Origin of the sequence: uncultured Campylobacter sp., assembly GCF_938031315.1 — a bacterium.
Taxonomy (GTDB): Bacteria; Campylobacterota; Campylobacteria; order Campylobacterales; family Campylobacteraceae; genus Campylobacter_B.
This window is the reverse complement of sequence record NZ_CALHHT010000424.1, coordinates 1-13,525: the sequence shown is the minus strand read 5'-3', so window position 1 is coordinate 13,525 and position 13,525 is coordinate 1. Positions and strand designations below refer to the sequence as shown.

Annotated in this window: 13 protein-coding genes and 1 pseudogene; 10 read left to right on the top strand and 4 right to left on the bottom strand. The window is 47.2% G+C overall.

Going from position 1 to position 13,525, the window contains the following annotated elements; genetic code table 11:
* Nucleotides 1-8: 8 nt before the first annotated feature.
* The gene (locus tag Q0236_RS10610) at nucleotides 9-641 is read right to left on the bottom strand and encodes a hypothetical protein (protein WP_297917650.1); all 633 of its coding nucleotides are present in this window, start codon (nucleotides 639-641) and stop codon (nucleotides 9-11) included.
* Nucleotides 642-812: 171 nt separating this feature from the next.
* Between Q0236_RS10610 and Q0236_RS10605 the strand changes: the two are divergent.
* Both Q0236_RS10605 and Q0236_RS10600 read left to right on the top strand, forming a co-directional pair.
* Nucleotides 813-3,125: pseudogene (locus Q0236_RS10605) on the top strand (ribonucleoside triphosphate reductase).
* A gap of 17 nt (nucleotides 3,126-3,142) precedes the next feature.
* Nucleotides 3,143-3,865, top strand: coding sequence for an anaerobic ribonucleoside-triphosphate reductase activating protein (locus Q0236_RS10600; RefSeq protein WP_297917647.1), 723 nt, complete (start codon nucleotides 3,143-3,145; stop codon nucleotides 3,863-3,865).
* Nucleotides 3,866-3,915: 50 nt separating this feature from the next.
* Here the strand turns inward: Q0236_RS10600 and Q0236_RS10595 are convergent, their stop codons facing one another.
* The gene (locus Q0236_RS10595; RefSeq protein WP_297917644.1) at nucleotides 3,916-4,077 is read right to left on the bottom strand and encodes a hypothetical protein; all 162 of its coding nucleotides are present in this window, start codon (nucleotides 4,075-4,077) and stop codon (nucleotides 3,916-3,918) included.
* Between the two features lie 248 nt (nucleotides 4,078-4,325).
* Here Q0236_RS10595 and Q0236_RS10590 point away from each other — a divergent pair, with 248 nt between their 5' ends.
* From Q0236_RS10590 to Q0236_RS10575, 4 genes are all read left to right on the top strand, one after another.
* Nucleotides 4,326-5,348, top strand: a complete 1,023-nt coding sequence (locus Q0236_RS10590; protein ID WP_295152816.1) for a ribonucleotide-diphosphate reductase subunit beta — start codon at nucleotides 4,326-4,328, stop codon at nucleotides 5,346-5,348.
* A gap of 147 nt (nucleotides 5,349-5,495) precedes the next feature.
* Nucleotides 5,496-6,131: a protein-L-isoaspartate(D-aspartate) O-methyltransferase gene (locus Q0236_RS10585; protein WP_297917640.1), complete on the top strand. Its 636-nt coding sequence runs from the start codon at nucleotides 5,496-5,498 to the stop codon at nucleotides 6,129-6,131.
* A 152-nt stretch (nucleotides 6,132-6,283) separates the two neighbouring features.
* Complete coding sequence (locus Q0236_RS10580; protein ID WP_297917637.1) at nucleotides 6,284-8,086, top strand: hypothetical protein; 1,803 nt, start codon at nucleotides 6,284-6,286, stop codon at nucleotides 8,084-8,086.
* A 66-nt stretch (nucleotides 8,087-8,152) separates the two neighbouring features.
* Nucleotides 8,153-8,665, top strand: coding sequence for a hypothetical protein (locus Q0236_RS10575; protein WP_297917634.1), 513 nt, complete (start codon nucleotides 8,153-8,155; stop codon nucleotides 8,663-8,665).
* Between the two features lie 52 nt (nucleotides 8,666-8,717).
* On the opposite strand, the gene Q0236_RS10570 is transcribed toward Q0236_RS10575, so the two are convergent.
* Together Q0236_RS10570 and Q0236_RS10565 are read right to left on the bottom strand one after the other, a co-directional pair.
* Entirely contained in the window at nucleotides 8,718-9,227 is a 510-nt protein-coding gene (locus Q0236_RS10570; RefSeq protein WP_297917631.1) for a molybdenum cofactor biosynthesis protein MoaE, read from the bottom strand.
* 15 nt (nucleotides 9,228-9,242) lie between these two features.
* On the bottom strand, nucleotides 9,243-9,464 hold the full coding sequence (locus Q0236_RS10565) for a MoaD/ThiS family protein (RefSeq protein WP_297917628.1): 222 nt from the start codon (nucleotides 9,462-9,464) through the stop codon (nucleotides 9,243-9,245).
* Nucleotides 9,465-9,551: 87 nt separating this feature from the next.
* On the opposite strand from Q0236_RS10565, the gene nspC reads away from it, so the two are divergent.
* The 4 genes from nspC (at nucleotide 9,552) to selD (ending at nucleotide 13,462) form a co-directional block, all read left to right on the top strand.
* On the top strand, nucleotides 9,552-10,706 hold the full coding sequence (nspC, locus tag Q0236_RS10560; protein ID WP_297917624.1) for a carboxynorspermidine decarboxylase: 1,155 nt from the start codon (nucleotides 9,552-9,554) through the stop codon (nucleotides 10,704-10,706).
* A 96-nt stretch (nucleotides 10,707-10,802) separates the two neighbouring features.
* Nucleotides 10,803-11,762: a formate dehydrogenase subunit gamma gene (locus Q0236_RS10555; RefSeq protein WP_297917622.1), complete on the top strand. Its 960-nt coding sequence runs from the start codon at nucleotides 10,803-10,805 to the stop codon at nucleotides 11,760-11,762.
* Between the two features lie 84 nt (nucleotides 11,763-11,846).
* A complete protein-coding gene (gene yedF, locus Q0236_RS10550; protein ID WP_297917618.1) occupies nucleotides 11,847-12,443 on the top strand; it encodes a sulfurtransferase-like selenium metabolism protein YedF in 597 nt (198 codons plus the stop codon).
* Entirely contained in the window at nucleotides 12,443-13,462 is a 1,020-nt protein-coding gene (selD, locus tag Q0236_RS10545; protein ID WP_297917653.1) for a selenide, water dikinase SelD, read from the top strand. The genes yedF and selD overlap by 1 nt, the downstream gene beginning before the upstream one ends.
* The last annotated feature ends 63 nt before the right edge of the window (nucleotides 13,463-13,525 follow it).

Below are 13,525 nucleotides of genomic sequence, written 5' to 3'. Positions count from 1 at the left end.
AAAATTCCTTAAATTTGCTTTTGAAGCGCTTTTTTATATTTCCACACGCTTTTGTTGTTGCGAGTATCTATCATCGAAAGCTCTAAAAGTAGGCTTTCGCTTGCTTGCGCGGTAGAATTTTTAGCTGCAGAATTTAAATTTTTTGATTTTTTAGATCCTGCCTTACCGTCGTTTGCCACAGTGGGGCTTTGCGGTAAAATTTTACCTACCAAGATGTAATCCGGCGCGTAGATCGAGCCGCTTTCTACGGCGTGATAGCCACGGCTTACGCCATCGTTGCTAAATACGAGTTCATCTTTACTTGGGGCGTCTGTGACGACTGCTTTGCCTGAATGCAGCAGTGAAATTCTAATTTTTTTACTCAAAAATTCCGCATCCACGCCGTGCGCGTTCGTTCCATCCAGTGGCTCGATGCCGACGACGCTGAATCTACCGCCTTTCTTACCGACTATGCGCTTCGAGAGTAGATCGGCGATGCTTTCGCCTGCGATGCGCTCCAGATATGCGTTTGGATACCCAGCATGATCTATGCCTCCGGCAAGTGCCGAATTATCCGTGCTTTTAGAGCCTTTAAGCGCAGCGCAGCCCGCTAAAAAGGCACACAGCAAGATCACGAAAAAACTTATTTTAAAATTTTTCATAGCATTTCCAAATTTTATAAAATAAACTCCGCGATTATAGCGAGATTTGGTTAAATTTCGTTTTTTATAAGCAAAATTTGTAACGGATATTCCGCTCGTTCCTTTAATTTTGAGTTAAAGATTCCTTGATATACTTTCTGCCAATTTATTCAGAAAATTCTCGGGGTGCTTATGAAAAAAATCATTAAAAGAGACGGAAGTTTTCAAGAATTTCAATCCTACAAAATAAAAGATGCTATCAAAAAAGCCTACAAAAGCGTGGGTAGCGAGTTTGACGAAAAAGTCTTTGATAATGTAATGAGCGCGATCGTTTTTAAAGACAAATTAAGTGTCGAAGATATTCAGGATCTCATCGAGAAAAAACTCTTCGAAGCGGGCGATTTCGCCGTTTTGAAAAGCTTCATGATCTACCGCCACACGCACAAGATGCAGCGCGAGCACATTTTGGGGCTTGAAGAGGATACGACCTATATCAACTGCACCCAGACGGTCAATGAATACATCAGCAAGCAGGATTGGCGAATTTTAGCAAATTCCAATACCAGCTACTCAAACGCAGGCCTTATCAATAACACCGCAGGTAAGGTCATCGCAAACTACTGGCTAGATAAAATTTACTCTCGCGAGGAGGGCGCGGCGCACCGAAACGGTGACTATCATATCCACGATCTGGACTGCCTTACGGCGTATTGCGCGGGCTGGAGCTTGCGCGTGCTTCTAAACGAGGGCTTTAACGGCGTGCGCGGCAGGGTCGAGAGCAAGGCGCCGAAGCATTTCCGCGAAGCGCTGTATCAGATGGCAAATTTCCTTGGAATTTTACAAAGCGAATGGGCGGGCGCGCAGGCGTTTAGCAGCTTTGATACGTATCTAGCGCCATACGTTTTCCGCGATAAATTAAGCGACGATGAGGTCAAAAAGGCGATCACGAGCTTTGTGTTTAACCTAAACGTCCCGGCGCGCTGGGGTCAGAGCCCGTTTACCAACGTCACCATCGATATGACCTGCCCGGATGATCTAAAAACGCAGATCCCTACGCATAACAACGAGCATCTATTTAAAAATTTACGCGACGAGGAGCTTTTGGCAGAGGCTAAAAGGCGCGGCAAGGGCTCGCTTGAGGCGATGACTTACGGTGATTTCGAGCCTGAGATGAACCGCATCGTGATTGCATTTTATGAGGTTTTAACGACGGGCGATAAGTGCGGTCAGCCCTTTACCTTCCCGATTCCTACGGTAAATTTAACGGAGGAGTTTGATTGGGATACTCCTGCGGCCGACGCGGTATTTGAAAACACCGCCAAGGTAGGCTCGAGCTATTTTCAAAATTTCATCGGCTCGCAATATATCACGAACGAAAAGGGCGAGCGCGTACCCAATCCAAAGGCGTATAAGCCTGGCGCTGTGCGCTCGATGTGCTGCCGCTTGCAGCTTGATCTGCGCGAGCTTCTTAAGCGCGGCGGAGGACTTTTCGGAAGCGCGGAGATGACGGGAAGCATCGGCGTCGTAACGATAAATTTAGCCCGCCTAGGCTATCTGTATAAAAATAACGAAGAGGCGCTGTATGCGAGGCTGGACGAGCTTTTAGAGCTTGCAAAATCGACGCTTGAGAAGAAGCGAAAATTCGTTACCGAGATGTTTGAGCGCGGCTTGTATCCATACACGAAGCGCTATCTGCCGGGCTTTAATAACCATTTCAGCACCATCGGTATTAACGGCGCAAACGAGATGATCCGAAATTTTAGTGGAAATAAAGAGGATATTACGACGGAATTCGGGCGTAAATTTGCCCTTAAAATGGTTGAGTATCTGCGCGAGAAGATCCGCTCGTTTCAGGAGCAGACGGGCAATCTATACAATCTCGAAGCCACGCCTGCCGAGGGCACGACGTATCGCTTCGCCAAAGAGGATAAGAAGCGCTACGCAGATATCATTCAAGCGGGATTTGATAAAAACATATACTACACCAATTCGACGCAGCTTCCAGCAAATTTCGGAAGTGATCCGTTTGAGGCGCTGGCGATGCAAGACGAGCTGCAAAGCTCCTATACCGGCGGCACGGTGCTGCATCTGTATATGAAGGAGCGCATCAGCTCGGCTCAGGCGTGCAAACAGCTCGTAAAAAGCGTAGTGCAAAACTACAAGCTTCCTTATATCACGATCACGCCGATTTTCAGTGTCTGTCATAAGCACGGCTACATCAGCGGCGAGCATGAATACTGCCCGAAATGCGACGAGGAGCTACTCGCGGAATACAAAGCCAAGCAGAGCAAGGGCGCCTAAATAGCGATTTAAATTTTAATCTTAATGAAAGGATGGAGAATGGAATTTCCAAAAGAGTTAGAAGTAAAACGCACAAAATGCGTCGTTTACACAAGAGTAATGGGCTATTTGCGCCCAGTAGAGAGCTTTAATATCGGAAAGAAGGGCGAACACAAAGAGCGCGTCTTTTTTGAAGAGAAAAAAGACAAAAAGCAAATCGCCTAGTCGCCGCTACCGGCCCAATGCAACAAACGCATACGAAGCCGCCGCAAGCCTTAAACCTGCGTAACGCGCAGATTTATGAGATCACGCCGTTTACGATGCTTGATTTTGCTGATCACATCGCCGCGATCGCGTGGTTTTGCGGCTGCAATATGCGCTGCATATACTGCTACAACCCACAAATCGTTACTTCACGGGGTAAAATTTCAAACGAAGAGTTTCTGCGTTTTTTGGATGCGCGCGCGGGCAAGCTTCAGGGCATCGTATTTAGCGGCGGCGAATGCACCTGTGCGAGCGATTTTATCCCGCTGGCGCACGAAGTTAAGCGGCGCGGCTTTTTGCTCAAGGTTGATACCAACGGCTCAAATCCGCAAAAGATCGAAGAGGCGCTAAGCTTGGGGCTGATCGATTATATCGCGCTTGATTTTAAGGCGCCGCAGCAGGATTTTGAGCTCATCACGAAGTCAAGCTTATACGATAAATTTCAGCAAACTCTTAGACTTTTGTTGCGGCAAAATTTTAAATTTGAGGTGCGCACGACCGTGCATGCCGACTTTTTAAATGAAGCGAAGATCGAGCAGATGGCGCAAATTCTATGGAACGAGGGCTACCGCGGCGTCTATTATCTGCAAAACTTCCTGCCCACCGGCGATAATTTCGGCAATTTAGACGCGCCACTTGCGAGCTTTGATCCGAGCAAAATCCGCACCGATCTAAAGATCGAACTTCGAAATTTTGATTAAATTTGCGCCGTCGCGCGCGTCTTGCCGCGATGAGCGCGATGAAATTTTATCTAGCGCATTATCTGGCGCGCATTGTCCGTGTGTATTGTGCCTTGATAAAATTCCGCCTCGCCGTTTGCCGCAATGGTGCTTACTGCAGGCATTGGCGAAAAGTAAATAGATGGAATCGCACCGCATGCCTTTAAAATTTCATCATAAAATTCCTCCATCATAAAATTTTACCCCAAAGTTTTGCCATAAAATTTCATTTCAAAGCTCCAAGTATACAGCCGGTATAAAATTTAGCTTTTGCTCGCTTAGTCGCAAAATTCCGCTATGTGCTCCTGCCGAGCTGTGCGCGTCTTATAAAATTCCGCGCAAATTTTACGGGTGAAATTTCACGCCTTTAAATTTTGCCCGCAAAGCCTTCGATAAGATTTTTTTCGTTACAATACGCCCTAAATTTTTAAAAAGGCAAAAAATGGATAGGAAAAAAATCTACAACCCCTTCTCCGACGAGACGCTTACCGATCGCAAGATCTTCGGCGGCAATCCGCAGGGAATTTTAAATTTTACCAAGGCGAAATATCAATGGGCGCTGAAGCTTTGGGATCTGATGGAGGCCAACACCTGGTTTCCTAAAGAGGTCGATACCACCGACGACGTGCGCGATTATAACTTCAATCTCACAAGCGCCGAGAAGCGGATGTATGATCTCGTGTGGAGCCAGCTGATATCGATGGATAGCTTTCAGACCAACAATCTCGCCGATAATATCAACCCCTACATCACGGCTCCGGAGATCAATGCCGTGCTCGCGCGCCAAGCCTACGAGGAGGCCAACCACAGCAAATCCTACGCCGTCATGGTCGAGGCGATCTGTGAAAACACCGATCTGATTTACGAGATGGAGAAGCACGACGATATGCTCCGCAGGAAAAACGACTACATCTCAAGCGTCTATGAGGAGCTCGCGGGCGAGGTTAGCGACGATAAGCTGCTGCTAGCGATGGTGGCGAATCAAATTTTAGAGGGGATCTACTTCTACAGCGGCTTTACGTCGATCTATGCGCTTGCGCGCGCGGGCAAGATGCTAGGCAGCGCGCAGATGATCCGCTTCATACAGCGCGACGAGATCACGCATCTGCTGCTCTTTCAAAACATGATAAATTCCGTCCGCAAGGAGCGCGCCGATCTGTTTAATAAACGCAACGTGGATAAAATTTACGAGATGTTCGAGACGGCGGGAAACTTAGAGATCGATTGGGGCAAATACATCACGGATAACCAAATCATGGGCTTTACGGACGACATCATCGAAGAATACATCCACTACCTAGTCGATCAGCGCCTGCTTGCCATCGGACTTGAGAAGCGATACGGCGCGAAACATCCGATAAAATGGGTCGATGATTTTTCTAAATTTAACGATCAAAAGAGCAACTTTTTCGAGAGCAAGGTCACGAACTACAGCAAAGGAAGCTTGAGTTTTGATGATTTTTAGCGGATTTTGCGGTTTGAAATTTTGCTCCGCCGTATCGCGGCGCCCGCGCTTGGGCGGTACTTTTAAAAATTTTAACGGCTTAGAATTTAAACGGAGTGAAAATTTCCGCGGCTTTAAATTCGGATCAAATTTAATCGGGAGTGCACTATGGTCTCGCTAGAGCGGCTTCGCTGCGAAAAGATGGCGAACGACATCGCCGAGCAGGTTAGCTTAAATCCTGCGCTTTTTGAGGCGTTTTGTAGCGTCGCTAGAAGCGAGTTTGCCCCGCTCGGCGCGCACGCTTTCAGCCTCAACGCACAGCCCATTTTGGCCAGCCAGTGGATCAGCTCGCCGCTGACGGTCGCGCGCATGACGATGGCGCTAAGCGTCGATCCGAAGGTCGAGAAAATTTTAGAGATCGGCTGCGGTAGCGGCTATCAAGCGGCGATTTTAAGCAGGATGGTTCACCGCGTCTTTGCCGTCGAGCGCGTCGAGCGGCTGGTGGGCGAGGCGAAAAGGCACTTTGCAAATCTTGGGATTTCAAACATCAGCCTGCGCCACGATGACGGCAACGCCGGGTGGAAAAATTTCGCCCCTTTTGATAGGATCTTGCTTTCCGCGTGCGCCGAGCGGATCGACGAGCGGCTGTTTGCGCAGCTGGCGATCGGCGGAATTTTGGTTGCTCCGATGAATAGAGGCGGCTCGCAAAAGATCGTTAGATTTAATAAAATTTCGCCGTCCGAGATCAAAGAAGAGGAGCTTGGCGCCTGCGAATTCGTCCCACTGGTGCAGGGTCGCGGATAGATCTAGCGCGCAGTAAATTTTAAAATTTCTACTGCCCCTAGCGCGCAAATTTAATAAAATTTGCTTTCGGCTCCGCCGCGAGATCAGAGTTTTATTAATTATTTATTTAAATTCAAGTACAATACACAATTTTAATCTTACAAGGATGAGTCATGCAAGATTTTAGCAAGGAAAAGATAGAGTCGCTGGTCGTCAGCTGGAAAAATCACAACAAAAACCAATTCTGGCTCAAAAAACAAACCGCGATTTCAAAGTATTTAGGCGAGATAAAGCGCTGCTTGGCGAGCTTTGATGAGACCGAGAGCGAGTTTTTGCAAACTCTGTATATAAATCTCAGCGACGGCAATCTTAGAAGCTGCAAAATTTTATCTCTGGGCGAGAAGTTCGCGCACGCCGAGTATTTCTTTATGGATCAGTATTTTGATTCCAATATCAGCGCGTTTTATTACGATTTCGCTTTTAAAGACCGCATCGTCGGCAAAAAGGAGCTGTTTCCTAAAAATGCCGTAAAAAGCGTAGATAGCGTGCTTAGCGGCGAGGATAAAAACATCGTCTCGCTTTATGTTTTTATCGAAAATATCGTCAAAAATTTCAATAGCTATTCGCAGGAGCGCACCGCGCGCGATATTTTCAAACAAAAGCTAGTCAATTTCTACGATGAGCTTTACAGGCTTCTTACGGCGGTAGATAGCGCTTTGGCGATCGATTTTTTCGACGTCGCGCTGCATAATCAGCCTTTTGTGCTGATGGAATTTTTAAAATCCGCGATAAATGCCGATAATTTCTATCTGATCGACAGCTACCTAAGCGATGACGGGATGCTAAATTTAGGGCTTGCAGAGGGCGGCGATTTTGCGCAAATTTCGCGCGAGAAGCTCTATCTGCTAGCTAGCATATTTGCGCAGTGCAACGATGAGTTTCCGACGCTCGTTTATCGCGATGAAACCGCGCAAATTTTATCCTTGCTCTACGACGAAAAGGTTGAAATTTTTGAAGAATTTTACGAAGTAAGTTCGCGATTTATCGCGGAATTTACCCCGTATCCGCAGGATGTCGTGGGTGCGGCTAGGATCGTGTATTCGTCGCTGTTTTTCGAATACGTCAAAAACTACAAGAGCGAAGAGGTCGCGAAAAATACGATATTTTACGGCGCGATCGGTACCGGCAAGACCCGCAGATTGCGATCTTTGATCACCGAAAAGAAACTTGCGGCGAAAAATTTCCGTTACGTTTGCCTGCACGAAGGCTTTGAATATCGCGATTTCATCGACGGATTTTACGGCACAAGTTTCATCAATGGCGAGTTTAAGGCGCTGTGCAAAGAGGCGCTAAACGATCCGAAGGGCGAGTATTATTTTCTGATCGACAATGTAAGTGCCGCGAGCTTTGATAAAATTTTAGGTGAGGTCGCGGTGCTTTTGGATCGTCGCTACGACGAGGAAGACGAGCTTTCGCTGATCCGCACGAAAAACTCCCACGTAATCGACGGCTTTGAAGAGGGCGAGAAAGCGCGCGCCAGCGTCGTTTTAAAGGACGGCCGCTCATATTTTGCGGTGCCTAAAAATTTATACGTCCTATGCACTCTAAGTGAGCACAAATGCGTTTCGCCGTCGATTGCAAAGGCGTTTAGATGGATCAAATGCGAGTGCGATTACGGCGCGCTTGAGGATTATTTAAGAGATCGCGAGATCGTAAATGCAAGCGCGGTCGTTGCGGTTTGCAAGGCGCTGAATAAGTTTATCGTCGATGAGGCGGGCGGTCTCTGCGCGATCGGACATGGCGTATTTATGGGGCTAGCGCGCTATCAAAACAACGCTCAGATCATGCAAGAAGGGCTAAACGGCTTTTTCGCCGAGGTGCTAGAGCCGATCTTTAGGTGCGCAGCAAGCGGCGAAGATGTCGCTACGAGCCTTAGCGAGCGTATCGCTGAAGCCAAGAGCGTGTTTAAATTTTAATATTTTCGTTTGAATAGATTTTTAAGTAAATTTTGCAATAACGGAATTTTATATGGAGTAAAAACAATGGCTGATAATATTGTAAATAATCATAAATATGATGCAGAATATATTAGCTATATTAGAAATGGTAATTCCGCCGCAGTTCTTATTACTAGAGATTTGGTGAAAAGCATAAACACAATTGGTAAGTGGATTGATATCATTGAGAGCAATATTCGCGGCAGAATCGACGGAAGAATCAATTTTAACTATTTCATTGTTGAAATTTTTCCTAGAAAAACTAAGCCGGATTATTCTAAGGCAGCGTCAGAGTATGATAAAAAATATATTACCTGGCAAACGGCTTGCAAAGATATAAAAAATGCGAGAAACGTCGGTTACAAAGGCCCCCGATATAAGATATGGTGCAGTTTGTATAATGACAGGAAGAAAAGGGTAGTACGGAAGTATTATAATAAAAAGTTCGGTAGGTGGATGCCAGATGGGTGGCTACCTACCGATTCATGTGTTTTAAAAGATAAAATAGAATTTATTGATAACTGGAAATATAAGATCAAATCCATAAGAGAATTATAAAACAACTTAAACGTAACTTCGCTAGTTTTGAATTAAGACTCGAATAATAAATTTAGCCCAAAAGCCCCGCGCCTTTTACTCTGTGCGAGCGATCCGCTGCGTAGATCCTCTTCCCGCCTACTACTTTGCCGCCCTCGATTTTGCCGCCCTTTACGTCGTATTTCCAGATCGGCGCGGCCGCCTTGAAATCCTCCACAAACTCGTTTATTAGCGCCAGAGCGACCTTGCGCTGCGGGCTTACGACGCCTGCTACGTAGGAGCTTTCGTGGATCGGCACATCGCCTTTTGAATGCGCAAAAAGCACGAACGCGCCCTGTGCCGCGGCCTTTTGCTGCCACGCTTCGAACCAAGTCCGCAAAATCGGCTCGTATATATCGAAGCTCAGCGCGCAGATGCCGCCCTCGTCGCGCACGATGCCTACAAAAGTAATGAACGCGCCGCAATTTGCGTCCTTAAATTTAGCGTACCAGCGCGATAAAATCGCATCTACGTCCAAGCTGCCCTCATAAATTTCGGGCTCGATTCCGCTTAAAATTTCTGGATTAAATTTAGCCCCGCTCATCGCCGCCTCCTAAGCTTAGCCGCCGCAAACGGGAGGCAAAAGGCTCACGCGATCGCCGGATTTAAGCGCGAAATTCGCATCATAAATCATCTTATCATTTACCGCTACGGCGCAGTTTGCGAGCCACTCTCGCAGGCTTTCGTCCTTTTGCAGCTCCGCTTTTACCTCTTGCAAGGAGTTTGCGTTTAGGCGCAGGGGCTCGCGCCCGATCGGCCCTAAAAATTCTACCTCTACCATTTTTGTCCTTTTTTAAAGATTGGGCGATTTTAACCAAAAATTCATAAAATTTTATATAATTGCATAAAAATTTAATGAGGAAAAACGATGAAAATCGATGAAATTTCGACCCCTGCTTACGTGTGCGAGGAGCAAAAACTGGTAAAAAATTTAGAAATTTTACGCGGCGTAGGCGAGCGAAGCGGCGCAAAAATTTTATGCGCGCTAAAAGGCTTTGCGTTTAGCTTCGCGATGCCCTACGTAGACAAATACCTTTGGGGCGCAACTTGTAGCGGCCTGCACGAGGCGAAATTTGCCGCGGAATTTATCAAAAACGGCGAGATTCACACATACTCGCCAGCATTCAAAGAGGATGATTTGGATGAAATTTTAAAAATTTCAAACCACGTCGTGTTCAATAGCGCCGCGCAGTGGCAAAAATACCGCGCAAAGGCGCTCGCTGCGGGCGCATCGTGCGGCTTGCGACTAAATCCGCAGACCTCCTTCGCGCCCAAAGACGCTTACAATCCGTGCGGCAGCTTTAGCAGGCTCGGGATGAGCCTTGAAGCGCTGCAGCGGGCGATCTTGCAAGACGGCGAGTTTTTGCGCGGCATCTCGGGGCTGCATTTTCACGCGCTGTGCGAAGAGAGCGCGCAGAGCCTAGAGCGGGTGCTCAAGGTTTTCGAGGCGAAATTTAGCAAGTATTTCGGAGGGCTAAAGTGGCTAAATTTCGGCGGCGGTCATCATATCACGCGCGTAGGCTACGATGTGGAGCTACTGATAGATCTGATCAAAAAATTTCGCGAAAAATACGAAGTCGAAATTTATCTTGAGCCGGGCGAGGCGGTCGGTTGGGAGTGCGGGTATTTGGTCGCTAGCGTGCTTGACATAGTAGAAAACGGCGCTAAAATCGCTATCTTAGACACTTCTTCTGAAGCGCATATGCCCGATACCGTGCTGATGCCGTATCGTCCTGCGGTGCGCGGCGAAAGCGAGAGCGGCAAATTTAGCTATCGCTTCGGCGGAAATACCTGCCTCGCAGGCGACGTCGTGGGGCTTGAGAGCGGACAGCCCGAGTATAAATTTGACGCGCCGCTAAACATCGGCGATCGGGTGATTTTCGAGGATCAGATCCACTACACGATCGTGAAAAACACGACCTTTAACGGCATCAAGCTGCCCGATCTTGTTTTGGCGGACGAGCGCGGAGAGGTTTTGATGATCAAAAAATTTGGCTACGACGAGTATGCGAGGCGAAACTAGCGCCGCACTTAATGCAAAAATGTAATTTTGCTTTGTAAGAAAATTTTTTGCAAAAAATGATATAATCGGCTCAAAATTTTATATCTAAGGAAATCCATGAAAAGATTGTTTCTCGCGCTTTTCGCCTGTATTTATGTACAGGCCGAGGAGAAAAAATACGCCGATATCGTGCAGGGAAATAGCGATGTTTGGGGCAATGCAAGGCTTGAAAACATCGATAGCTACGGCAACGGCTTCGGCCCGATTTTTCTGCAATTTCAAGGACATCTGCAAAGCTCGGGCTTTTTTGCGTGGCTGGCGCTGGGCGCGGTTTTGGGCGTAATCATAGCTTTTATTGGGCACTACGCGATCATAGGACCGAAGCACTTCGATCATCACGCGGGCAAGCCGATCTATACATTTAATAAATTTGAGCGCTTATACCACCTCGTAGCGGCCGTCGCATGGGCGATCTTGGTTCCGACAGGCTTGATTATGATGTTTGGCGAGGAATTTGGCGGCGGCGCTTTCGTGAGATTTTGTAAAAACGCTCACGGACTGGCTACGATAGCGTTTGCGATTGCCGTTGTGCCTATGCTAGTGACATGGTTTTGGCGTATGCTACCGCGAGCTTACGATATCAGATGGATGATGATCGTGGGCGGCTATCTAAGCAAAAAGAAGCGCGCGATCCCTGCGGGTAAATTTAACGCCGGCCAAAAGGCGTGGTTTTGGGTCGCGACTTTAGGCGGTATAGTGATGATAGCGACGGGTGCGTCAATGTTTTTCCTAGACTACGATATCCCCGCAATGAGAAGTGCGCTAGGTATGAGTCAGATCGAAATTTTAAGAGCAAGCGCGATTATTCATAATTTTTTGGGTGCGGTCTGCGCGGTATTTTTGCTTGTGCATATCTATATGGCGGTCTTTGCGATCAGCGGTGCCATCCACTCGATGATCGACGGACACAAGCCGGAGGAGGAAGTTTACGTCCTTCACCACTACTGGTATCGCGAGCTGCTCGATAAGGGGCAGATCGCCAAATCACAATTCGAAGCGAAGTACCCGCGCTTATAACTTGGGTAAATTTTATGCGGGCCTGCTTGCGTGCGGCTCGCATTAGCTTTGAGGTTCAAAGAATTTTATTTTTAAGGATTACATATGCAACTAGATTGTCGCAATTTAAATTGCCCGGAGCCGCTTTTGCGCACCAAAAAAGCCCTCGGTGAGCTAAAAATCGGAGAGAGTTTAGAAATTTTAGTAAACGACGTAGCGCCGCGCGAAAATATAAAGCGCTTTTTGGCCAAAAATGGCTTTGAAGCGCAAATTTCACAAGTGGGCGCCGACACGCTTATAAAAACCGTAAAAACGGACGAGCTGAAAGATGAAAGTATCGACGATATTTATTGTGATGTCGCGGCGCCAAAAAGAGGCAAGGTGATATTTCTAAATGAAGAGCAGTGTGGAAGCGGTCCGATCGGAAAGAGCCTGCTTGCTAAATTTTTAGGCGCGGCGCTAAATTTAGACGAAAAGCCAGTGAAGGTAATCTGCGTAAATAACGCCGTGCATATAACCACGAACCGCGGACACGAATGCTTTGAGGCAATCAAAAAGCTAAACGAAGCGGGAGCTGAAATTTTAAGCTGCGGAAGCTGTCTGGAGGGCTACAAACTGGTCGATAAGCTCGCGATCGGCGAGATTTCAAATGCATACGAAATCATGGACGTCCTATCAAAATACGAAGTAATCAAACTATGATCTACAGAGATTTTAACCTCACGAAATTTATTGCAGCCGCCGGTTGAGCCGCCAAGCTTGACCCGGCGGGTCTAACCGAAAATCTTGGAAATTTAATCGAGCCTAATGCAAGCCTGCTGTCGTCCACCTGCAGCAACGAAGATGCGAGCGTATTTCGCATAAATGACGATCTTGCGCTCGTGCAAACGCTCGATTTCATCACCCCTTTGGTGGATGATCCGTTTATTTTCGGACAGATCGCAGCAGCAAACTCCCTAAGCGACGTATTTGCGATGGGCGGCGAAGTGATAAACGCCCTAAACATCGTGGGTTTTGACGATTGTCATTTCTCAAACGAAATTCTGCGCGAAATTCTGCGCGGCGGCAAAGACAAAATCAAAGAGTGCAGAGGGGTCTTGGTAGGCGGACATACCATCTCTACTCCTGAAATTTATTACGGGCTTAGCGTCACGGGGCGCGTAAATCCGCGTAAATTTTGGAGCAATAACACAGCGCGCGAAGGCGACCTACTGATCCTAACAAAGCCCATAGGCACGGGCATCATCGCTACGGCTATCAAGGCGAAATTTCTTAAATTTGAAGAATTTCGTGACGCTATAGAGAGCATGATTTTGCTAAATTTTTATGCCGTGGGCGCGCTAGCGGGTTTAAAAATACATGCCGCAACCGACGTGACGGGCTTTGGACTACTTGGACACGCGCTTGAGATGATAAATGAGAGCGTGAGTTTTAAAATTTATCCTAGCAAAATTCCGCTTCTAAAAAGCGCCCTCAGATGCCTTGATGAGGGGCTAATCCCCGCAGGAAGCTATAAAAATTTAAAATTTATCGCACCGGGCGTCGATTCCGAGCCGGACATAACGCTTTGCGACGCGCAAACCAGCGGCGGACTTCTGCTTGCCGTAGCGGAAAAGGACGCGGCGCGAGCGCTTGTAAATTTAAAAAACGCAGGCTACGCTAGTAGCGCTATCATCGGCGAAGTTATAGCACATGCCGAACATAAAATTTATTTAGTTTAAAATCTTTTCTATTCAGCCCCCTTTAAGCATCACTCTTGTATAATCACAATTCTGTTTCGCACC